This is a genomic window from Kutzneria sp. NPDC051319 (assembly GCF_040682195.1).
In the GTDB taxonomy this organism is placed as follows: domain Bacteria; phylum Actinomycetota; class Actinomycetes; order Mycobacteriales; family Pseudonocardiaceae; genus Kutzneria.
In genome coordinates this window covers 100,273-119,663 of sequence record NZ_JBFBAM010000008.1, presented here as the reverse complement: position 1 = coordinate 119,663, position 19,391 = coordinate 100,273, and the positions used below count along the sequence as shown (strand labels likewise).

Sequence of the window (19,391 nt, the reverse complement as noted above, 5' to 3'; positions counted from 1 at the left end):
TCAGGCGCGGAATGCCGCCACGATCTTGTCGGTGAGGCGGTCGAGGTAGTCGGGGGTCGGCTCGGAGTTGATCGCGGTCAGCCGCCAGTAGAGGGGGCCGGCCAGGAAGTCCAGGCACAGCTCGACATCCGTGTCGGCCGGCAGTTCGCCGCGCTCGATCGCCCGTGCCACCATGTCGCTGGAGCTGGCCCGTCGCGGATCCCGAACGCTGCTGAGCAGCGCCTCGGCCAGCTCGACGTTGCGCCGGGCCTCGGCCAGCAGGTCGGGGATGATCGCCAGCGCCAGCGGATGTGACAACGCGGCCCGCGCGTTGGCCAGGAACTGGCGCACGTCGCCACGGAGGCTGCCGGTGTCGGGGGCGTCGATGGCCGACACGGCGACGGATGACGTCAGCTCCACCGCCATGCGCTGCTTGGACGGCCAGCGGCGGTAGATCGCGGCCTTGCCCACGCCGGCCCGCTTGGCCACGGCGTCCACAGACAGTCGGCCGTAGCCGGTCGCGGCCAGCTCCTCGAAGAAGGCCGTGCTGATCGCGTCCGTGACGTCGTCGTGTAGCGCCTTGCCCACCGTCATGCCGCGAGCCTAACACGGAACGGAACGGTTGCGTCTCGCTAGAGACGGAGCTACCTTGATGGAACGATACCGATCCGTTCCGGTGAAAGGCGCAGGTCATGATGTTCCTGTTCGAAGACGAGTCGTTCTCCTTCGAGGCGCTGCGGGCCGCCGGCTTCGCCAACTACGGCGGCGCCGACCTGGGCGAGATCCTCACGACCGTGCGGGCCATTCCCGAGGGCGACGAGGCCGCCTGGCACCGCGAGTGGAAGGCGACGGCCACGCGGGTGGAGGCGCTGGGCCGGGCGTCGCTGGCCGCCGGCCGCGAGGTCAGCGCCCGGGAGGCGTTGCTGCGGGCGTCCAACTACTTCCGCACCGCCGAGTTCTACCGCCGCGACGACCCGAAGAACGACCCCGAGGTGGCCGAGCTGTCGGAGCGTTCCCGCGACACCTTCGTCACCGCCGCCGGACTGTTCGACTTCGGCTTCGAGCAGATCGAGATTCCCTACGAGGACACGACTCTGCCCGGCTACCTGTACACCGTCGACGACAAGCCGCGGCCGACCGTGATCTACAACTCCGGCTACGACTCCACCCTGGAGGAGTCGTACTTCGCGGTCGCCGGCGCCGCGCTGGCCCGTGGTCACAACGTGCTGGCGTTCGACGGCCCCGGCCAGGGCGCGGCGCTGCGCAAGCAGGGGCTGGTGTTCCGGCCCGACTGGGAGGCCGTGGTCACGCCGGTGATCGACTTCGCGCTGACCAGGCCGGAGGTCGCGCCCGACCGCATCGCCCTGTTCGGCTACAGCCTCGGCGGCTACCTCGTGGCCCGTGCGGCCGCGTTCGACCAGCGGCCGGCCGCGATCGTCCTCGACGACGGCATCTTCGACTTCTACGCCGCCATGACGAACTCGCTGCCGCCGTTCCTGACCCGCTGGATCGAGGAGAGCCGCGACGACGCCGCGATTCCCGTGCTGGCGATGCTGCGGGCCTTCAACACCCAGGTGCGGTGGGCCATGCGCAACGGGGTGTGGGCGATGGGCGTCGACAACGACGCCGAACTGGCGCGGGAGTTCCGCCGCTACACCCTCGATGGCGTCGCCGACCGGATCACGTCGGCGACGCTCGTCCTGGACGCGGAGAACGACCAGTTCCTCAAGGGACAGCCGGAAAAGGTGGCGGCGGCGCTGGTGAACGCGCCGACCACGCTGGTCACCCTGCGGGAAGCCGAGGGCGCCGGCGAGCACTGCCACATGGGCGCGATGTCCCGCGCCCACCAGGTGATCTTCGACTGGCTGGAGTCTACAGTCGCGTAGTTCCGGGCTCTGGTTCAGCAAATGCCCACGCCGCGACGCGAAGGCCGGCAACGATCACCGTCCACCGCGGACAGTCGGAACGCTGCGACCAGGTGGCAGTTCAAGAAGACCAGCATCACGCAGAAACGACGCTCAAGGTCGCCGCGGACGCCGGCGTGGGCCGGGGAGAGTCTTGCCGCGCAGGGATCCGGACTTCGTGCTAGCGGATTCCCTCGAGTAGCTCGTGCAGTCGGGTGGCGTGGGCAAAGCCCGGGACGAGGTTCGTGCCGGCGATGATGTCGTCGCGGAGGTCCGCGTAGAGGTGGGCCACGTTGTACGCGGGCTCGGCGGCCCGGCCGGGCAGCACACGTTCGTAGCGCGCGGGGACGGTCAGCTCTGCGAGCTCGGTCTCCGCTCCGTGAGCGCCGCAGATGGTGACGGCGTTCATCCACCACAGCCCGGGCGGGGCCGTGATCACGAGGTCGCCGTCGCTTCCGTTGATCTCCCAACGGAAGTTCGTCGCCCGCGACATGCCGCCCCGCACGTGCACGACCGCGACCGCGCCGGACTGCAGGATCGCCGTGAGCGCGACCTGGTCGGGGGAGGTCATCGTGGCCGCTTCGCCGGTGACGGCGTGATGCACCTCGGGGCGCCGGGTGACGGTGTGACCGGATATGTCCATGACGTCGCCCAGTACCGCGGTCAGGGCGTCGAGGCTGTGGCCGGTGGGGATGGACAGCAGGGTGGCGCCGTTGGTGGCATCGATGAGGTACTTGCTGTCCGTCTCGTAGGTGGCGCCCCAGCCGCCGCCGGATCCGACCATCGTGGTCGACAGCACGGTGCCGAGGTAGCCGTCGGCGATCAGGTCGTGGAGGTAGCGGACGGCCGGCGCGGACCGGGCCTGGAGGCCGATGGCCGTGCGGACGCCCCGCGCGGCGGCGGTCAGCGCCTCGGCGCGTTGCCGGTCGGCCGCCAGCGGCCACTCGCTGAGCACCATCTTTCCGGCCTGTAGCGCCGGTTTGATGAGTTCGTCGTGGTAGGGCACCTTGACCGTCACGACGACGAGGTCCACGTCAGGGTGCTGGGCGAGCTCCTCGGCGGTGTCGAAGACCAGCGGCACGCCGTGGGCCTCGCCCGCCGCCTTTCCGGACTCGGGTGAACTGGCGCTGAGCGCCCTCAGCTCGTAACCCTCGATGCCCCTGAGCGCCGGCACGTGCGCCCCGGCCGCCCAACCGCCGTGGGCGCTGAGCCCGACGATCCCGACCCCGATCGCATTGTTCGATGTCACTCGAACACTATGCGTCGCCGTGGGGCTCGCCGCCAGCCTGCTGTTCGGGGCCGGCGAAGGTGACCGAATCGATCCGCCCGGCCTGAACCACTGTGTGCGCGTCCCCGTCGAAGGTGTTGTCGGTGCGGTCCGGCTCGCCGGTCGTGGTGCCGGCCTGCGCGTTGTCGCCGACCGCGATGTTGTCGGCGTTGATGGAGCCGCCGAACACCTGGATGCCCTTGTTCACGTGCTGTGCCATCGGTCCATCGTCGCCCCGCCGCAGCCGGGCGTGACCGGCATTGCCACCGGATCACCCGAACGGCCCGTGGCGGACATAGGATCATGGGCGTGACCGACACCGAGGTGCTACGCAAGGACAATCGCTACGAGCTGCGGATCGACGGCAAGCTCGCGGGGCTGGCCGCCTTCCTCGACCGGGGCGAGCAGCGGGTCTTCCACCACACGGAGGTCAACAACGCCTACCGGGGCCAGGGACTGTCCACGGTGCTCATCGAGCAGGCGCTGGCCGACACCAAGGCGCAGGACAGGCGGATCGTGGCGGTCTGTCCGGCGGTGACGGCGTTTCTGGGCAAGCACGGCGGGTTCGCCGACATGACGGATCCGGTCACGGACGAGACCATGGACTGGCTTGAGGAAAAGTTCGCGAAGAAGGGCTAGCCAGCGCTGCCAACAGGTCGACCGAGGCGGGCGGCGGGAGCGGGCGGGCGTGCTCGGCGCGGAACGAGTCGAGCAGGTAGGCGACCAGCCGCCGGGACGCGGCCTCGGCGGCCTCGGGGGTGTCGGCGACGATGCCGTTGTTGGCCATCAGCACGAGCGTCAGATCGGTGGGCTCGAAGTCGGCGCGTAGCTGCCCGGACTGCTTGGCCCGCTCGATCAGCACGGTGATGTCGTGCACGGCACGGGCGCGGTCGTCCTCGGCGCCGGTGGGGAAGGCTTCCAGGAACGCGGCGCTGAAGCCCCGGTCGTGAGCCTGCATGGCGCAGATGCCCTCGATCACGCGCGTCAGCCCACGCCACGGGTCCGGATCGGTTATGGCCTCGTCCATGTTGGCCACGCACGCGCGGAACTGACCGGCGAACACGGCTGAGACCAGCGACTCCTTGGTGGGGAAACGGCGGTAGAGGGTGGCCACGCCGACCCCGGCCCGGCGGGCGACGCTGGCCATCTGCACGTCGAGACCGCGCTCGGCGAACAGCTCGCGGGCGGCGGCGAGGATGCGGTCGCGGTTCTCGGCGGCGTCCGAGCGCAGGTGAGACGTCTCGGTGCTCATGACTCTCACTTTAACGCAAGTGGACTAGGTGCTCCACTTCCGGTGATAGAGTTTCGGTAATCGCCGATCTGGAGGACCGATGAGTTTTCAGGACACAGCATTTGGACGTTATGTCGGCGTGGTCAACCGGTCGATGGATCGAATGCGCGGCTCTCGGCTGTTCGGCCCGCTCATCGGCCGGTACATCACCGTTGTCAGCTACACCGGCCGCCGTTCCGGGCGCACCTTCAGCACCCCGGTCGGGTACAGGCGGACCGGCGACGTGGTGACGATCAAGGTGATGGTGGCCGACGCCAAGAACTGGTGGCGGAACTTCACCGGCGACGGCGGCCCGCTCACGCTGGACCTGCCCGGCGGGCCGGTGACCGGGCAGGCCGTCGCGAAGCGGGTCGGGAAGAACCGCGTCAACGTCACCGTTGCGCTGTGACGGTTGTTTCCCGCCCCGGTTCTGCGGGAAGCCGGGCATTTTCTGGCAGCCGCAGCTGGAATAGAACAACGGCGGCATGCCCGGCGTGATGAACTGGGACAGCGTGTCCTCGGTGATCACCGGCCGGGGCAGGATCCATTCCTTCGGCACCTGCTTGCCGGACAGGATGTCGATGGCGGCGATGACCGCGGTCCGCCATTCGTAGACCGGATACGCGGGGGCGATCGCGGTCAAGTTCTGCCGCTGCCACAGCTCCAGGAAGCCTGCTGGTCCTTACCGTCGATGGGCGGCACCGGTTTGCCGGCGTTCTGGAACGCCTCGACCGCGGCGACGGTGGTCGCGCCGGCGCCCATCGACACGGCGCTGCCGAAGCGGTCAAACTCGGCGCGCTGTCGCGGGTCGAGATCGCCCGGATGGTCGGACAGCGGGATCAGCTGAGGTAGTCGGCCACCGGCCCCAGGTGTACGAGACCGCTGCCGGCCCCGGCGAATTCCTTGGCGGCGGGGGAGATCCGGGCGCGGAGTGCAGGGAGCAGGCCCTGGTCGTCGAGGTGGCGGGCGGCGGTGATCTGGAGGCAGGTCAGGAACTCGTACATCAGGTCGGCCGGCGGCTCGGGGGCGGTGTGCAGGGCGTCGCGGGCGGCGGAGCGATCGTCCAGCAGCAGGAACGGCTCGATCCACGGCCGGTACGGACCCCAGTCGGCGGCGGGATCGGCCTGGTGGTCAAGGGAGAACAGGGCGAGAGGCAGCAAACCCTGTTCCACACCGGGCATTCCGGCGCCGGCAAGCACCAGAGAAGCCTCGCGGTAGGCTGTTGCGGAGCGGGAAAGCATGGCTCGGTACCAGGTCGTGAAGACGCCGACCAGGGGCAGTTCGTGTTGGGTGGCAAGGAGGTCGGCGGCGTCGGCATGGGAGGAGGCGGCGGCGAAGTCGCCAACGGCGCCGAGGGCCTGGACGCGGATGAGGTGGCCCAGCACGGTGAAGGTGGGCAAGTCGTGGCGGGCGCCGAGGGAGATCAGCTCCGCGCCGATGGCGTCACGCTGAGGAGACAGGCCGGCGCGGGTGCAGGACTGCATGAACCGTCCATTGAGGGCGAACGCCAACAGCGCGGGATCCCCTAGTGAGCGGGCGATCTCCTCGGCCTCGCCAGCGGCCTGAGGCCCGCTAGGCGATCGGCTGCCACGCATCTCCATCGCGATGGTGGCCAGCAGGCGGCACCGCGATGCGGGAAGGTCGGGCAGGGCGGCCAAGGTCCTGGAGGCGGCGGCGACAATCTGCTGCGCCTGCACGGGATCGTCGCTACGGGTCCAGATCGCCGGCACGTCGTAGGCGCCGATGACCCGGGCCGTCAGGGCGGGATCGCCGAACTCCTCGGCGGCGGTGATGGCCGAGAGGCGGTGTTCCTGCGCGGCCCGAAGGCCGCCGGTGACGGCCAGGGTGCGGAGCAGGCCGACCGTCGACTCCAGCCGCGCGCGAGAACCAACTGCGACGGTCCGGTCGTACACCTCGGCCGCCCGCGTCCACAGCCCGGATGGGTCGAGCCGGGGATCCTGGGCCAGCACGTCGGCTTCCAGCAAGCGCAGCCGAGGGCCGGGATCCAAGCCCAACTGGTCGGCCAACATCGCCCGGGCCCGGCGGAGGACGGCCAAGGCGTCGGACTGGCGGCCGGATCGGTAGAGGGCCAGCGCCAGCAGCCGCCATCCCTCCTCGCGCCAGGGATGGGCCGTGACGTGGGCGTCGAGATCGGGCACGGCGGCTGCGGCGGAACCACCGGAGAGCCGTTGGGCGGCAAGGAGTTCGACGGCCTGCAAGCGGAGCTCGGCCAGTCGTGAGCGTTCGGCGCGAGCCCAGGACGCCTCGGCGAACTCGGCGTAGGCGGGACCGTGCCACATTGCCAACGCCTCGGGAATCCGTTCGGGCACAAGGGATTCGAACTCCCAGGCGTCGACCGACGTGGCCAGCAGTGCGTAGCCGGGACCGCGGGTGACGAGCAGGCGTGGAGGAGTGCGAGGTGGGCGCGAGGGTTCGAGCGCACGGCGCAGGTCGGCGACGAACGTCTGGACAGCGCCGACCGCCCCGGCCGGCGGCGAGTCCCACAGGTCGGACACGAGCCGCGAGACTGGCACCACACGGCGGCGCGCGATGAGCAGGCGGGCCAGTACGGCGCGGTGGCGAGGACCCTTCAGCGGCAGACCAGAGCCAGCGAGATGGGCGGCGACGGGGCCGAGGACCGAGAACCGGACTTGCTGATCCGTTGCTGATTCGCCGCCGGCAGGCTCGTGCACATGACCACTATTCCCGGCTTCGAGACGCACCGCATCCCCGTCGCCGACGGCGTGGCCCTGCATGTCGCGACGGGCGGCGCCGGCCGGCCGATCGTGCTGCTGCACGGATTCCCGCAGACCCACCTGATGTGGCGGCACGTCGCCGCGGACCTGGCCGCCGACCACACGGTGATCTGCCCCGACCTACGCGGCTACGGGGCCAGCGACAAGCCCGACCACGGCTACGACAAGCGCACGATGGCCGCCGACATCGTCGCCGTCGCCCGGCATCTCGGCCACGAGGAGTTCGAGCTGGCCGGCCACGATCGCGGGGCCCTGGTCGCCTTCCGGGCCGGCCTCGACCACCCCGACAAGGTGACCCGCCTGACCTGCCTGGATGTGCTGCCCACGCTGGACATGTGGGACGTCATGCACGGCACGACCGCCGCGGTCGGCTTCCACCTGTACCTGATGGCCCAGCCGCCCGGGCTGCCGGAGCGGATGATCGCCGCCGACCCCGACGTGTTCTTCGGCCACTTCCTCGACGCCTGGACCCGCGACCCTAAGGCCATCCCGCCGGACATCCGCTCCCACTACCTGGACTCCAGCAGAAACGCGGTGTCCTCGATCGTCGCCGACTACCGGGCCTCGGCCACGATCGACGTCGAGCACGACACCGCGGACCGGGGCAGGCAGTTCCAGATGCCGGTCACCGTGTTGCAGCAGGACTGGGGTTTCGGCGGCGAGGAGCGGTGGCGGGCCTGGGCCCCGAAGCTCGACCATCGCACCGTCGACTGCGGGCACTTCATGGCCGAGGAGGACCCGAAGCTGATCGCGGACGTGCTCAGGGCTTGAGGTCGCGGATCTCGGCGACGACCTCGGCCCCCGACGGCGCGGTCGCCGGATCGACCAGCCACTGGAGCATCAGGCCGGTCAGGATGGCGTTGGGCACGGAGCCGCCGAGTCCCTCCCGGGCCTCGCGCTGCCCGGCGGCCAGGTGCTCGCGGATCTCCTCGTTGTGCTTGGCCTGCACGATCGCCTCCAGCTGGGCCACCCACAGCGTGCGGTGCGTGGTGAAGGTGTCGATCAGCACCTGCCACCGGTGCTCCGGGTCGACGCCGGCCAGCCGGGCCGCCATCTCGTCGCCGAGCTCGTCCATCGCCGCCATCACGGCCTGCGTGAGCAGCGCCTCGCGGGAGCCGAAGTGGTAGCCGATGGCCGCGTGGTTCACGCCGGCCGCCGCCGCGATGTCGCGGACGGTGGTGCGCGCCCAGCCGCGCTCGATCAGGCACTGCTTGGCCCCGGCCAGCAGATCCTCACGGTTGCCCATGGTCACGAGCCTAGCGCAGGAATTAACCAAGCGGTTTATCCAATTGGATTGACCATATGGATAAGACGGATCTACAGTCAGTGTCATGACCAAGGTGCTGATCTCCGGAGCGGGCGTGGCCGGCCCCGCCCTCGCGTACTTCCTGTCCGACCACTGCGAGGTCACCGTCGTGGAGCGGGCGCCCGAGCCGCGCGGCGGCGGCTACAACGTCGACTTCCGCGGCGCGGCCTTCGACGTGCTGGCCGAGCTGGGCATCGAGGAGCGGGTCCGCGCCCTCGACACGAAGATGCGCGGCACCACGTTGGTCGACGAGACCGGCGCGATGGTCGCCGAGCTGCCGGCCGAGGTCTTCTCGGGCGAGCTGGAGGTGCCCAAGGCCGACCTGACCCGCCTCCTGCACGACATCACCAAGGACCGCGCGCACTACGTGTTCGACGAGTCGATCACCGCCATCGACGGTCGTCACGTGGAGTTCGAACGTCGCGACAAGGCCGAGTACGACGTGGTGATCGGGGCCGACGGGGTGTGGTCCACCGTGCGCCGGCTGGCCTTCGACGAGCAGGGCCTGACCCACCTCGGCCTGTCCGGCGTCGGCTTCAGCCTGGCCAACCACCTCGGCCTCGACCACAAGGGCATGCTCTGGCAGCACGGCGGCGCGGCGATCTACCTGTACAGCTCCGGTGACCCGAGGCGCATGACCGTGAGCATGTCGTTCGCCACCGAATCACCCGAGCTCGACCGCTGCCCCCGTGACGAGCAGGAACAGGCGGTCCGGGCGGCGTTTGCCGGCCACAGCTGGGAAATCCCGGGGCTGCTGGACGCGATGAGCGCCGCCGAGGACTACTACTTCGGCTCCACCTGCCAGATCCGGCTCGACCGCTGGTCGCGGGGTCGGGTGGCGCTGCTCGGCGACGCCGGCTACTGCGCGGCCCCGACCAGCGGCATGGGCACCTCGCAGGCGCTCACCGCGGCGCGGTCGCTGGCCCGGCACCTGATCGCCACCGACGATCACGAGGCGGCGTTCCGGGCGTACGAGGCCGAACTTCGCCCCTATGTCACCGAGAACCAGGAGAAGGGCCGGCAGGCGGCTCAGAGCTTGACGGCGACACCGGCGTAGCCGGCGTTGGGGATGTCGAAGGCCGGCACCGCGTCGGCCGGATCCGGCCGCCAGTCGGGAATCCACACCACGCCCGGCGGCACGAGCTTCCAGCCGCCGAACAGGGCCTGGACCTCGGTCCGGGTCCGCAGCCGCACCTGGGCCACCGACTTCTCGTACATCTTGCGGGCCCCGTGCAGGTGCTCGTCCGGCATGTTCTCGGTGTTCTGGCTGCCGTGCGCGACGACCAGCATGCTGCCCGACGGCAGCGCCTCCCGGAAGCGGGCCAGCACGGCGGCCGGGTCGTCCTCGTCGTGGATGAAATGCAGGATCATGATCAGCATGACCGCCACGGGACTGTCCAGGTCCAGCGTCCCGCGCACCTCGGGACTGTCCAGGATCGCCTGCGGGTCCCGCAGGTCGCCCCGCAGCACGGTGGTGGTCGGATCCCCGCCCAGCATCTGCCGCGTGTGGCTCACGGCCACCGGATCGGTGTCCACGTAGACCACGCGCGACTGCGGGTCGGCGGCGCGGGCGATCTCGTGCACGTTGCCCACGGTCGGGATGCCGGAGCCGATGTCCAGGAACTGGGTGACCCCGGCGTCGGCGCACATCCGCACCGCGCGGCGCAGGAAGGCGCGGCTGGCCTGGGCCATCCGCGGCCCCTCCGGCATCAGCTTGAGCATCTGCTTGGCCACCTCGCGGTCCACCGCGAAGTTGTGCGAGCCGTCCAGGAACCAGTCCCAGATCCGGCTGATGCTCGGCTGGTCGATGTCCACGTCCGGCGGCGCCCAGGCGGGTCGTTCCATGCCCGTCACCCTAGAACACCGCCGGACGTTCCCGAGCTAACGATCGAACTCCGGGATGAGCTCGCCGATCAGGCGGATGCTGGTGGTCACCGCCTCGTCGGGGATGCTGCCGATCTGGTGCAGGCACATCAGCCGGTCGATGCCCAGATCGGCGTAGGCGCGCAGCTTCTCGCGGCACGTCTCCGGACTGCCGACGATCAGCGACTGCTGGGCGCTGAGCACCGTGAACACCTCCTCCTCGGGTATGTCCTCGCCCTGCAGCACCCGGCCGATCAGCAGCTGGGCGTCGGTCGGCGCGTTGTCGATCTCGCCGCGCAGGAACTCGCCGGTGAGCCCGCCGCCGTCGGGGGCGTCCAGCAGATCCTGGTGGCGCTGCATGGTGGCGGCGAATTCGGTGGCGGCCTCGAAGAACCGCAGCGCCGTCACGGTGTACCAGGCCGCGGCCGCGGCGGCGCCGTTGCGCATGGCCTGCTCGTCGGTCTCCGCGCAGTGCACGAACGTGAAGTAGCCGACCTGGTTGTTCACGAACGAGCCCACCGGATCGGTGCAGGACTCGGCCGCCGCCCGGTACAGCTTGATCATCCGGCCGACCCGCTCCAGCGACTCCCACATCGTCGTGCCCAGCACGCCCACACCGCGCCGTCCGGCGTCCTCGAACGAGGTCGGGCTGGCCGCGGCCTGCCACAGCGGCGGATGCGGCTGCTGCAACGGCTTGGGGCCGATGGAGATGGTGGGGATCTGGTAGTTCTCGCTGTCGTGCGAGAACTCGTCCGTGGTCCACATCCGCGGGATCATGTCGAACGCTTCCTGCGTCTGCGCCCGGGCCTGCTCCGGGGAGATGTCGAACAGCCGCCACTCCGGGATGGTCGACCTGGTCAGGCCCAGCTCGACGCGTCCGCCGCTGAGGTGGTCCAGCGTCGCCGCCCGCTCGGCCACGCGGATCGGGTGGTTGAAGCGTCCCGGCGCGAGCACGGCCGAGTGGCCGATCCGGATTCGCTCGGTGTGCTGGGCGATCGCCGCCAGCATCAGCTCCGGCGCCGAGGACAGGCTGAACTCGCCCGCCCCGTGGTGCTCGACCTGCCACCAGCAGCCGTAACCCAGTTCGTCGGCCAGCTTCGCCTGCTCGATGGCCCGCCGGAAGCGTTGCTGTTCGTGACCGGCCGGCCACGGACGGGGATTCTGGATCTCGTTGAACAGATCGATCTTCACGGCGGACGCCCCTTCGTCGCGACGGTCACTGCACGCTGATGTCTGCCGACCGAGCGTGGTCGTTACACACAGCCGTCTCACCTGCGGGTACATCCGGGAACGCTCCCGCAGAGTTGCCTGGGAATGACTCGACTCCGCGCGGGTGGCGAAGGTACGGTCTTCCCCGCCGACTTGCGAAGCTCGGGCTACTGGGGGAACGACTAGCGGACAGGGGTGTCCGGAGATCGTCGTGTCGGCCCGCGCATCACCGTGCGCCGGTCGAGGTCCCACCATAAGGAGCCCAACGTTGTCGCCGGTCAACCTGCCTACCGCCATGTCCAGAGTGACGGCGGATTCCCTGCGTCCGCTGCGTGACGGCTTCGACACGCCGCGTGCCCGCGCCGACGAGGGGCTCGTGGGAGACGATTCGGTGCTGCGCCGGTACTGCGCGCCCTGGCTGCCGATGGTGCTCGGCGGCTGGTCGGCGTTCACCACGCTGGTGCTGGTCGACCACATGAGACAGTCGATAACGATGGCCATGACACGCCGCCCCCACTTCAACGAGTTCCGCCAGCTCACCCGCGGCATGCTGATCGCCATCTTCGGTGACACCGAACAGGTTGAGGCGCAACGCAAGGGCGCGTACGAGGCGCACGCCCGGCTGCGCGGCGTCGACGCCACCGGTCGCGAGTGGACGGCCAACGACCCGGACCTGACCACCCGGGTCTACACCGTGCTGATGTGGCACCTGCTTGCCGCGCAGGAGAAGATGATCGGCCAGCTGGATGAGTCCGATCGGGACTCCTACTGCGCGGACGCGGTGCTGACGGTCGGCCACGTCTTCGGCACCACTCCGGCGCTGCCGGCCACCTTCGCCGAACTGTCCACAGAGTACGAAGGCATCATCGCCAAGGAGCTGACCGCCAACGCCGAGGCGGTGGCGGTGTTCCAGGAGAACCGGTCCCTGCGCGTCAAGGACGTGGCGATGGAGGACCTGGTGGCGGCGACCGCAGGCCTGCTCGACCCGGAGGTGGCGGAGGTTTTCGGCATCGACCGGTCGGCGGCGGTGGAGTTCCCGCGCATCGACCTCGCGACGGTGACCGAGGACGACCTGCTGCCGCTGGCGCTGCTCAGCCGGTAGCGCTCAGGTCGCTGTCCCAGTCGATGTGGTGCAGGTGCAGCCAGTCGATGTCGGGATGACGCGTTCGGCGGGTGACGGCCCGGTCCCGCAGCAACCGCTGCACCAGCCCGGGCACGCGCGGCCCGAGCTTGCGGAACCCTGAGCGCACAACACGTTCCACCCGTTCCCGGCGCAGCAGCTCGTACAGTTGAAGCGCCGCAGTGGTGTCCGGCACGTCACGCAGGCACTGCGCCAGGGTGACGGCGTCCTCGATGGCCATGGACGCGCCCTGCGTGGTGGACGGCGACGCCACGTGCAGCGCGTCGCCGACGAGGGTCATGCCGGCGCGGGACCATGTCGGCACGGTCGGCAGCTGGTAGCAGGCGGTCGCGGTGAGGTCCTCGTCGGCGGTGGCACGGATCGCCTGCACGGTCCCGATCCGGTCGCCGGCGAACAGGTCGCCGAGGCGCTGCCTGAGTTGCGCCGGCGACGCGTCGGCCAGATCCCGTTCGCCGCAGGGCACATTGACGAACCACCAGGTCTCGCCGTCCGGTGACGTGATGTGCCCGCAGGTGGCCCGGCGGCCGAAGTACATGTAGTAGCAGTCCCGGTGGTTGTCCGGCAGCGCGTCGCGGACGGCGCCCATCGCGATGTTCCAGCCCGTGTAGGCCGGCTGCGGGGCGTTCGGGTCGATCAGCGTGCGGGTCGTGGAGCGCACGCCGTCCGCGCCGATCAGCAGGTTGCCGCCGATGCGCGTGCCGTCGCCGAAGAACGCTGTAACGCCGCCGTGGTAACGGGTTCCGACGAGTCGCTTGCCGTGCTGGATCTCCACGCCCCGCCGCCGCGCTTCCTCGACCAGAACCCGGTACAGATCGGCGCGGCGCATGGTCCGCGGGCCGTGTTCCGGGTCGGGGCTGGGAATGCTGAGCACCCCGAGCCGTCGGTCGTGGCCGTTGCGCATGCGCACCTCGTTGGAGGTGAACGACCGGTCCAGCACCAGATGCTCGGCCTCGATGGCGCGCAACGCGTCCAGCCCGTTGGCCATGATCGTCAGGAACGCGCCCTTGCCGTCGGCGCCGATCGGGTGCGCCTCCGACACGGTGGCCTCCAGGCCCGCGTGGCGCAGCGCTATCGCCGTCGTCAGGCCGGCGATGCCGCCGCCGACGACCAGCACCCGGCTCATACGCGCAGTTCCCGCGACAGCGCCACCAGTTCCCGGACATCGGCATCGAGCCCGCCGTCGGCCGGCACGGCCACCGGTTGTGCCGCAACGACATCGTTCTCGTGCGGTGTGGTCCGCAGTGTCCCGCGCAGCCACAGCGCGATGGCCGCCGAGTCTTCCGGGCAGTCGGCCGGCAGTCGGCCGCTGGCCCGCACGAGGCCGTCGCGGCACTCGATGACCCGGCGGTAGAAGCGGCGATTGACCGCGCGCAGGCTCAATGTGTCCTGCCAGACGCTGGCCGGGGCCCGGCTGAGCGCGTCCTCGGGGAACGCCTCGTGCAGCATCGTCCACAATGGACGCAGGCGGTGGTAGTCGCGCAGGTGCCGCCACCACACCCGGCCGGCCGCCCACCGCACGCGGGCGCCCGGCATGATGAAGCCGACCAGCACCAGCAGGTTCGCCGTCATCACCACGGGCATCGGCAGCTCCAGGGCCATCGCCGTGTCCGGGTTGGCCAGGCGGATCACCATCGACACGGCGATCAGCGCCGAGCCGAGGCCGATCAGGGCCAGCCCGGCGGAGGCGATGGCCAGGCCGCGGGCCAGCCAGCGCTGGGTGATCTTCGAGTGCCGGCGCATCCAGACGATGCACGTGATCACGCCGTAGACGGTGTAGGCGTTGGCGACGAAGCGAAACGCGTCCAGGGTGGCCCGTGGGTACTCGGTCGGCGTCAGCCGCTGCGGCACCGTTGCGGCGAGCATTCCCAGCACCAGCAACGTGATCGCCAGTCGCACAGCCTCGCGCACCGCCTGCCGCCAGGCCGGTCGTCCCTGTCCGGCCGAGAACACGAAGACGCAGATCAGCGCGTACAACATGGTCAGCAGCAGCGCCTCGGCCAGCCACATCAGCCAGATCGGGCCGGCCCCAGAGACACCGCCCTCCACGCCGGCGCCGGCCGACGGGGCCACGCCGAACGCCGCCGCCGACAACGCGAAGCAGGCCACGACCCACCACAGCGAGATCCGTTTCGGCGTCCGCGCCAACTGGGACGCCTTCCAGATGCCGATGCCGATCGCCGCCAACACCTGAAGAGTCACAGCCACCCCAGCCGGTCACTCAGCGCCGCGTCCACACCCTCGGCGGCGTCGTCGCTCTGCGGCAGCCGCATGGCGTCCAAAATGGACGCCCACTCCAGGATGATCGTGGCCACGGTCTCGGCCTCGCGCTCCTCGCGTTCCTCGTAGGCGGTGCGGCAGCGCAGGCTCTCCGGCGGCTCGGGCAGCTCGCCGGCCGGACCGGCCAGCAGGTCGCACAGGCCCTCGGCGCCCTCGTCGGACGGGTGGTCGGCCAGGATGTGACCGACCTCGTGCAGGATGATGTGCCGCTGGTGCGGCTTGGTGGTGTGTTCCTGGTAGACGATGAAGTCGGTGCTGCGGCCCTTGAACCACAGCCCGAACGGCCCGTCGGCCCACAGCGGGTAGGGCACCAGCCGGATCGGCCGGCCGCGCACCATGGCCAGGCGGGCGCAGAACTCGTGCACGTCCAAGGGCGGCTGCACGTCCAGGTCGCGCAGCAGGCCCCGGCAGCGCCTGCGCAGCGCGCGCTCGCTGGTCCCGGCGTCGCGGCGGGCGAATCGCATCCGCGGCTCAGCTCCCGGCGCCCGGCAGCGCGTGGCCGCCGCCCGGGTCGATCACTTCGATCATCTCCAGCAGCATGCGCAGCCGCTCCGGGCTCATCCGGCCGGCCCGCATGGCGATCGCCCGCACCTGCTCGGCCCGCTCCGGCAAGGCCCCCTGAACCGGCAGGGCCTCCTGGCGCGGCTCCGGCACGTCGTCGCCCTCGGCCAGCAGCCAGGCGGCGGTCACCCGCGGCGCGCCCTCGGGACGGTGGTCGTCGAAGAACTTGGCGATAGCCCGGACCTTCTCCATGGTCGGATTCGCCTTGCCCTCACGGACCTTCCACAGCGTCACGCGGGAGATCGAGATCGCATGCGAGGGATCCTCGGTGATCGCGGTCGCGACCTCCGGGGTCGAGAACCGGACCGGCCGGCCGCGCTTGTCCACGGCCTTCACGGTGGTGTTGAACAGGTGGTTGAGCCGGCGCGCCAAAACATGCTCGGCCGCGGCAGCCCCCGCGCTGCTGGCGTCCACGGCAGCCCTCCCTTGTTGCGTGGAACGCACCGATGTTAACCGGAACTGCGCCACCGGGTACAGGCCGTTGCGCCGAGAGGGTGATTCGGGCCGGATCACGTGACTCCCGTTAATTATAATGTAGCGTGATCGGCGTTGGGGCCGGCCGGTTTCACCGGCGGCGCGCGGGTTGGCTGGGGTAGACCCGCCGACGGTCCCGCGCGCACCAGGCCGGTTGCTCCGGGGGGTAGCCGCTGGCCGACTCGGTGGGGAGGGAGGCGCGCGGGGCCGCCCCACGCACTCCGGCTAGGCAACACTCTGAATGAGGCCGTGATGCACGGCGGTCATCAGCGCCTGGGCCCGGTTGCTGACGCCGAGCTTGTCGTACAGCCGCGTCACGTACGTCTTGGCCGTGGACTGGGTGACGTGCATGAGCTCCGCGATGGCCGGCACGGACAGCCCGCGGCTGAGCAGCTGGAGCGTCTCCCGTTCGCGGGGGCTGAGCCCGACGCGCGTCCCGGCTTCCTGTCGACGGGCGAAGGCGCTGGCCAAACCCGTTGCGGTGAAAGAGGAAGCGGCCACGGCGGCGTGCCGGATGGCGCCGAGCACCTCGGCGGTGGGCGCGGTCTTCGGCACGAAGGCCGAGGCCCCGGTCTCCATCGCCCGGAACAGCACGTCGTCCAAGCCGCGGGAGGTCAACACCACGATGCCCAGGCCCGGGTAGCGGTCCCGCAGCTCGCGGGCCAGCCGGATGCCGTCGATGTCGGGCAGGGTGACGGCCAGCGTGACGACGGTCGGCCGCCGCGTCGCCACGAGCCTGAGCGCCTCGGCGCCCGAGCAGGCCTCGCCGGCGAAGGCCATGTCCGGTTGTTCGTCGACGAGACGGGCGAGCCCGTAGCGGGTCAGTGTGTGTTCCTCGATGACTGCCACTGCGATCGCCATGGGCCGTGCCGTCCTGTCGGGTGGTGCCTGCTGCCTATGTCATCGCGGACGGTCGTTTTGTGCTACACCGGATGGTGAACTGGGGGTGCTGGACATGGTCTCGGCTCGCTGCCCAAGCCCGACATGAGCGTTCGTCTGCGCTGGATCGCGGCGCCGGTCGGGGTGCTGCTGCTGGTCGCCACCGTGCTGCGGATCCCGATGCCGTCGCTGCCGGCCTACCTGTACTTCACGGCCGTGGCCGTGCTGCTCGCGGTGATCGACATCGAGCGGCGGCGGCTGCCCAACCTCATCGTGCTGCCGTCGTATGCCGTGATCGCGGCGCTGCTGGCCGGGTCTTCGCTGTGGCGCGGCGAGTACTGGCCGCTGGCCCGGGCCGGCATCGGCGGGGCGCTGCTGATCGTGTTCTTCCTGGTGCTGGCCACCGCGCAGCCGGCCGGCATCGGCCTCGGCGACGTCAAACTGGCCGGTCTCATCGGGATTGTCCTCGGCTACCTGTCGTGGACGGCGCTGCTGGTCGGGGCCTTCGCGGGGATCCTGCTGGGCGGCATCGCCGCCCTGGTGCTGGCCGCCCGGGGGCGGGGTCGGGACGCGTCGCTGCCGTACGGGCCGTTCCTCATCGCCGGCGCGCTGCTCGGGGTTCTGCTCTAAACGTGGTCGATGGACGTGTCGGTGAACCGGCGCAGGGCCTTGGCGAAGGGATGGTCCGGGATCGCGGCGGCCAACGGCACGCCCTGGTTGATCGAGGCGGGAACGGCCTTGGTCGCCGGCAGTTCGCCGTCCACGCGGTTGTGCACGAGGGCGTCGACCTCGCGCGGGCTGAGCCGGACCTCGGGAACCACCCGGTTGAGCACGATTCGGCGCCCGCGCGGGTCGTAGGTCAGCAGGTCGAGCATGTCCAGGGCCAGCCGCATCGCCTTCAGCGACGGGCGTTCGGCGGTGCCGACGACGATGTGGTGGCGGGCGGAGTCCAGCGCCGTCAAGACCTGCTCGGTGAAGCGGGTCGGCGTGTCCACCACGACGTGGTCGTACTCGCCCTCCAGCGCCACCAGCAGCTCGGCGACGAAGGTGGGGGAGAACAGCTCGCCCGGCTTGGCCTGCGTCAGCGCGCAGTCCAGGCCCGGCTCGTACGGCGTCACCAGCGGCGACACGGTGTCCAGCCTCAGCTGCGCCGCGAGCCCGCTGGTGTCGAGGCTCAGGTCGACCAGGCACACCTGCGCCCCGGTCGCCCGCAGCACGGAAGCGAGGTTGATGGCCACGGTGGTCTTGCCGCAGCCGCCGGTCGAGCCCAGCACCACAGTGATCTGCCCCGGCCGGTACGACACCTCGGACGGATGGGCCCGCTGGCAGGCATTGGCCACGGCCGTCCGGTCGTTCGCGTCCACGACGACCAGCACGCCGCCGCGGACCGACCGTGCCAGCACGTCGTCGTCGATCACGCTGCGCAGCAACACGATGCCCACGCCGGGGCGAGCCAGCCGGGCCTCTGCCGCGTACTCCAGCGCCAGGCTCATCGGCAGACTCGGCCCGATGACCACCACCGACTCCAGGCCCTTGGCCAGCGCCCCGGTCGCCGCCTCGCGTCGGGTGGCGATGCGCGGGTCCGGGATGACCGTGAGCAGGCGGACCGCGAGCACGGCGTTGGGTTCGTAGAGGAGCGTCATGCGCTCAGCGTGAGCGTTCCCCGGTGATCGTCACAGAGGGTGAACGCCCGACAGGTGTCGTCCGAACGGCCGACAGCAATGCGCCGATCCGCGCGGCGTCGGTGGGATCGGCGCGGAAGGTGACGACCTTCTGCTCGGGGTCGTCGGCGACCTGAAGCACCAGCAGCGCCAGGTCGAGCCGGCCCAGTGTCGGGTGGTGCAGGACCTTCCGGCCGGAGCTGAGCGGTGCGACGTCGTGGTCACGCCACCAGTCGCGGACTTCCTTGCTGCACAGGCGAAGCCGATCCAGCAACGCCTCGTACGCCGGGTCCTCGGGATGCCGGGCGGCCGCCGCCCGGAACCGGGCCAGCTGCGCCCGCGCCTCCGCGTCCCACTCGACGAGCACGGTCCGCGCCCGGGGATCGGCGAAGGTCCACCACAGGATGTTGCGGTCCGCCACCGGCAGCGCCGGCCAGTCCGTCCACAGTGCACACGCGGACTTGTTGGCGTGCAACACATCCCAGTGCCGGCCGCTGACGTAGGCCGGATGCGGGTCGAGGCTGTCGACCAGATCCGCCGCTCCCGCCACGAGAACCTCCGGCGGACGGTCCTCCTGCGTGCCGTGCACAAGGGCCCGCATGTGGTCGCGTTCCGCTGGCGTGAGCCGCAGCGCGCGGGCCAGGGCGTCGAGGATCTGCGGCGACGGGCTGACGTCCCGACCCTGCTCCAGGAACGTGTAGTACGTCGTCGAGATCCCGGCCAACTGGGCCACTTCCTCGCGCCGCAGGCCCGGCGTGCGGCGCCGGCCGGCCGGCGGCAGACCCACCTCAGCCGGCTGGAGCGCCTCCCGCCGGGTGCGCAGCAGATCGGCCAGCTCACTCAT

Annotated in this window: 22 protein-coding genes and 1 pseudogene; 7 read left to right on the top strand and 16 right to left on the bottom strand. The window is 70.6% G+C overall.

Annotation, left to right across the window (positions count from 1 at the left end; genetic code table 11):
• The gene (locus AB0M73_RS10280; RefSeq protein ID WP_363889426.1) at positions 1 to 573 is read right to left on the bottom strand and encodes a TetR/AcrR family transcriptional regulator; all 573 of its coding nucleotides are present in this window, start codon (positions 571 to 573) and stop codon (positions 1 to 3) included.
• Positions 574 to 671: 98 nt separating this feature from the next.
• Between AB0M73_RS10280 and AB0M73_RS10275 the strand changes: the two genes are divergently transcribed.
• Positions 672 to 1,865, top strand: a complete 1,194-nt coding sequence (locus tag AB0M73_RS10275; RefSeq protein ID WP_363889424.1) for an alpha/beta hydrolase — start codon at positions 672 to 674, stop codon at positions 1,863 to 1,865.
• On the opposite strand, the pseudogene AB0M73_RS10270 reads toward AB0M73_RS10275, so the two are convergent.
• The 3 genes and pseudogenes from AB0M73_RS10270 to AB0M73_RS10260 all read right to left on the bottom strand — a co-directional run.
• A pseudogene (locus AB0M73_RS10270) lies at positions 1,854 to 2,014 on the bottom strand (hypothetical protein); the annotation flags it as partial. The gene AB0M73_RS10275 and the pseudogene AB0M73_RS10270 overlap by 12 nt on opposite strands.
• A 50-nt stretch (positions 2,015 to 2,064) precedes the next feature.
• Complete coding sequence (locus tag AB0M73_RS10265; RefSeq protein ID WP_363889423.1) at positions 2,065 to 3,132, bottom strand: Gfo/Idh/MocA family oxidoreductase; 1,068 nt, start codon at positions 3,130 to 3,132, stop codon at positions 2,065 to 2,067.
• Positions 3,133 to 3,139: 7 nt separating this feature from the next.
• Positions 3,140 to 3,370 carry a hypothetical protein gene (locus AB0M73_RS10260; RefSeq protein ID WP_363889420.1) on the bottom strand — a complete coding sequence of 77 codons (231 nt, stop codon included), beginning with the start codon at positions 3,368 to 3,370 and terminating at the stop codon, positions 3,140 to 3,142.
• An 89-nt stretch (positions 3,371 to 3,459) separates the two neighbouring features.
• Here AB0M73_RS10260 and AB0M73_RS10255 point away from each other — a divergent pair, with 89 nt between their 5' ends.
• Entirely contained in the window at positions 3,460 to 3,789 is a 330-nt protein-coding gene (locus tag AB0M73_RS10255) for a GNAT family N-acetyltransferase (protein WP_363889418.1), read from the top strand.
• Here AB0M73_RS10255 and AB0M73_RS10250 read toward each other — a convergent pair.
• The gene (locus AB0M73_RS10250; RefSeq protein WP_363889416.1) at positions 3,737 to 4,402 is read right to left on the bottom strand and encodes a helix-turn-helix domain-containing protein; all 666 of its coding nucleotides are present in this window, start codon (positions 4,400 to 4,402) and stop codon (positions 3,737 to 3,739) included. The genes AB0M73_RS10255 and AB0M73_RS10250 overlap by 53 nt on opposite strands.
• Before the next feature lie 79 nt (positions 4,403 to 4,481).
• Here AB0M73_RS10250 and AB0M73_RS10245 point away from each other — a divergent pair, with 79 nt between their 5' ends.
• Positions 4,482 to 4,829: a hypothetical protein gene (locus tag AB0M73_RS10245; RefSeq protein ID WP_363889414.1), complete on the top strand. Its 348-nt coding sequence runs from the start codon at positions 4,482 to 4,484 to the stop codon at positions 4,827 to 4,829.
• A gap of 430 nt (positions 4,830 to 5,259) precedes the next feature.
• On the opposite strand, the gene AB0M73_RS10240 is transcribed toward AB0M73_RS10245, so the two are convergent.
• Positions 5,260 to 7,113, bottom strand: a complete 1,854-nt coding sequence (locus tag AB0M73_RS10240) for a BTAD domain-containing putative transcriptional regulator (RefSeq protein WP_363889411.1) — start codon at positions 7,111 to 7,113, stop codon at positions 5,260 to 5,262.
• Between AB0M73_RS10240 and AB0M73_RS10235 the strand changes: the two genes are divergently transcribed.
• The gene (locus AB0M73_RS10235; RefSeq protein WP_363889410.1) at positions 7,114 to 7,947 is read left to right on the top strand and encodes an alpha/beta hydrolase; all 834 of its coding nucleotides are present in this window, start codon (positions 7,114 to 7,116) and stop codon (positions 7,945 to 7,947) included.
• Here the strand turns inward: AB0M73_RS10235 and AB0M73_RS10230 are convergent.
• Positions 7,937 to 8,422 (bottom strand): helix-turn-helix domain-containing protein, encoded by a 486-nt coding sequence (locus AB0M73_RS10230; RefSeq protein ID WP_363889408.1) that lies wholly within the window; start codon positions 8,420 to 8,422, stop codon positions 7,937 to 7,939. The two genes, AB0M73_RS10235 and AB0M73_RS10230, sit on opposite strands and share 11 nt — an antisense overlap.
• Before the next feature lie 85 nt (positions 8,423 to 8,507).
• Between AB0M73_RS10230 and AB0M73_RS10225 the strand changes: the two genes are divergently transcribed.
• Positions 8,508 to 9,539, top strand: coding sequence for an FAD-dependent monooxygenase (locus tag AB0M73_RS10225; RefSeq protein WP_363889406.1), 1,032 nt, complete (start codon positions 8,508 to 8,510; stop codon positions 9,537 to 9,539).
• Here AB0M73_RS10225 and AB0M73_RS10220 read toward each other — a convergent pair.
• Both AB0M73_RS10220 and AB0M73_RS10215 read right to left on the bottom strand, forming a co-directional pair.
• Positions 9,512 to 10,327 carry an SAM-dependent methyltransferase gene (locus tag AB0M73_RS10220; protein ID WP_363889404.1) on the bottom strand — a complete coding sequence of 272 codons (816 nt, stop codon included), beginning with the start codon at positions 10,325 to 10,327 and terminating at the stop codon, positions 9,512 to 9,514. The two genes, AB0M73_RS10225 and AB0M73_RS10220, sit on opposite strands and share 28 nt — an antisense overlap.
• 36 nt (positions 10,328 to 10,363) lie before the next feature.
• Entirely contained in the window at positions 10,364 to 11,536 is a 1,173-nt protein-coding gene (locus tag AB0M73_RS10215) for an LLM class flavin-dependent oxidoreductase (RefSeq protein WP_363889401.1), read from the bottom strand.
• A gap of 313 nt (positions 11,537 to 11,849) precedes the next feature.
• Here AB0M73_RS10215 and AB0M73_RS10210 point away from each other — a divergent pair, with 313 nt between their 5' ends.
• Complete coding sequence (locus AB0M73_RS10210) at positions 11,850 to 12,656, top strand: oxygenase MpaB family protein (RefSeq protein WP_363889399.1); 807 nt, start codon at positions 11,850 to 11,852, stop codon at positions 12,654 to 12,656.
• Here the strand turns inward: AB0M73_RS10210 and AB0M73_RS10205 are convergent.
• From AB0M73_RS10205 to AB0M73_RS10185, 5 genes are all read right to left on the bottom strand, one after another.
• Positions 12,646 to 13,818, bottom strand: coding sequence for an FAD-dependent monooxygenase (locus tag AB0M73_RS10205; RefSeq protein ID WP_363889395.1), 1,173 nt, complete (start codon positions 13,816 to 13,818; stop codon positions 12,646 to 12,648). The genes AB0M73_RS10210 and AB0M73_RS10205 overlap by 11 nt on opposite strands.
• Positions 13,815 to 14,894 carry an MAB_1171c family putative transporter gene (locus AB0M73_RS10200; protein WP_363889393.1) on the bottom strand — a complete coding sequence of 360 codons (1,080 nt, stop codon included), beginning with the start codon at positions 14,892 to 14,894 and terminating at the stop codon, positions 13,815 to 13,817. Before AB0M73_RS10200 ends, AB0M73_RS10205 begins: the two co-directional genes overlap by 4 nt.
• Complete coding sequence (locus AB0M73_RS10195) at positions 14,891 to 15,436, bottom strand: hypothetical protein (protein ID WP_363889391.1); 546 nt, start codon at positions 15,434 to 15,436, stop codon at positions 14,891 to 14,893. The genes AB0M73_RS10200 and AB0M73_RS10195 overlap by 4 nt, the downstream gene beginning before the upstream one ends.
• Positions 15,437 to 15,443: 7 nt before the next feature.
• Entirely contained in the window at positions 15,444 to 15,947 is a 504-nt protein-coding gene (locus tag AB0M73_RS10190) for a hypothetical protein (RefSeq protein ID WP_363889388.1), read from the bottom strand.
• Positions 15,948 to 16,232: 285 nt separating this feature from the next.
• A complete protein-coding gene (locus AB0M73_RS10185) occupies positions 16,233 to 16,868 on the bottom strand; it encodes a response regulator transcription factor (RefSeq protein WP_363889385.1) in 636 nt (211 codons plus the stop codon).
• Positions 16,869 to 16,991: 123 nt separating this feature from the next.
• On the opposite strand from AB0M73_RS10185, the gene AB0M73_RS10180 reads away from it, so the two are divergent.
• Positions 16,992 to 17,516 carry a prepilin peptidase gene (locus tag AB0M73_RS10180; protein ID WP_363889384.1) on the top strand — a complete coding sequence of 175 codons (525 nt, stop codon included), beginning with the start codon at positions 16,992 to 16,994 and terminating at the stop codon, positions 17,514 to 17,516.
• Here AB0M73_RS10180 and AB0M73_RS10175 read toward each other — a convergent pair.
• Both AB0M73_RS10175 and AB0M73_RS10170 read right to left on the bottom strand, forming a co-directional pair.
• Positions 17,513 to 18,529: a division plane positioning ATPase MipZ gene (locus AB0M73_RS10175; protein WP_363889382.1), complete on the bottom strand. Its 1,017-nt coding sequence runs from the start codon at positions 18,527 to 18,529 to the stop codon at positions 17,513 to 17,515. The two genes, AB0M73_RS10180 and AB0M73_RS10175, sit on opposite strands and share 4 nt — an antisense overlap.
• A 4-nt stretch (positions 18,530 to 18,533) precedes the next feature.
• Positions 18,534 to 19,391 (bottom strand): helix-turn-helix transcriptional regulator, encoded by an 858-nt coding sequence (locus tag AB0M73_RS10170; RefSeq protein WP_363889379.1) that lies wholly within the window; start codon positions 19,389 to 19,391, stop codon positions 18,534 to 18,536.

What these genes read in the sequence shown, in the direction of transcription:
- AB0M73_RS10280 (WP_363889426.1), bottom strand. Translation starts at nt 573, where the DNA reads ATGACGGTGGGCAAGGCGCTACACGACGACGTCACGGACGCGATCAGC.
- AB0M73_RS10275 (WP_363889424.1), top strand. Translation starts at nt 672, where the DNA reads ATGATGTTCCTGTTCGAAGACGAGTCGTTCTCCTTCGAGGCGCTGCGG.
- AB0M73_RS10260 (WP_363889420.1), bottom strand. Translation starts at nt 3,370, where the DNA reads ATGGCACAGCACGTGAACAAGGGCATCCAGGTGTTCGGCGGCTCCATC.
- AB0M73_RS10250 (WP_363889416.1), bottom strand. Translation starts at nt 4,402, where the DNA reads ATGAGCACCGAGACGTCTCACCTGCGCTCGGACGCCGCCGAGAACCGC.
- AB0M73_RS10245 (WP_363889414.1), top strand. Translation starts at nt 4,482, where the DNA reads ATGAGTTTTCAGGACACAGCATTTGGACGTTATGTCGGCGTGGTCAAC.
- AB0M73_RS10235 (WP_363889410.1), top strand. Translation starts at nt 7,114, where the DNA reads ATGACCACTATTCCCGGCTTCGAGACGCACCGCATCCCCGTCGCCGAC.
- AB0M73_RS10230 (WP_363889408.1), bottom strand. Translation starts at nt 8,422, where the DNA reads ATGGGCAACCGTGAGGATCTGCTGGCCGGGGCCAAGCAGTGCCTGATC.
- AB0M73_RS10225 (WP_363889406.1), top strand. Translation starts at nt 8,508, where the DNA reads ATGACCAAGGTGCTGATCTCCGGAGCGGGCGTGGCCGGCCCCGCCCTC.
- AB0M73_RS10220 (WP_363889404.1), bottom strand. Translation starts at nt 10,327, where the DNA reads ATGGAACGACCCGCCTGGGCGCCGCCGGACGTGGACATCGACCAGCCG.
- AB0M73_RS10210 (WP_363889399.1), top strand. Translation starts at nt 11,850, where the DNA reads ATGTCCAGAGTGACGGCGGATTCCCTGCGTCCGCTGCGTGACGGCTTC.
- AB0M73_RS10205 (WP_363889395.1), bottom strand. Translation starts at nt 13,818, where the DNA reads ATGAGCCGGGTGCTGGTCGTCGGCGGCGGCATCGCCGGCCTGACGACG.
- AB0M73_RS10195 (WP_363889391.1), bottom strand. Translation starts at nt 15,436, where the DNA reads ATGCGATTCGCCCGCCGCGACGCCGGGACCAGCGAGCGCGCGCTGCGC.
- AB0M73_RS10185 (WP_363889385.1), bottom strand. Translation starts at nt 16,868, where the DNA reads ATGGCGATCGCAGTGGCAGTCATCGAGGAACACACACTGACCCGCTAC.
- AB0M73_RS10180 (WP_363889384.1), top strand. Translation starts at nt 16,992, where the DNA reads ATGAGCGTTCGTCTGCGCTGGATCGCGGCGCCGGTCGGGGTGCTGCTG.
- AB0M73_RS10175 (WP_363889382.1), bottom strand. Translation starts at nt 18,529, where the DNA reads ATGACGCTCCTCTACGAACCCAACGCCGTGCTCGCGGTCCGCCTGCTC.
- AB0M73_RS10170 (WP_363889379.1), bottom strand. Translation starts at nt 19,391, where the DNA reads ATGAGTGAGCTGGCCGATCTGCTGCGCACCCGGCGGGAGGCGCTCCAG.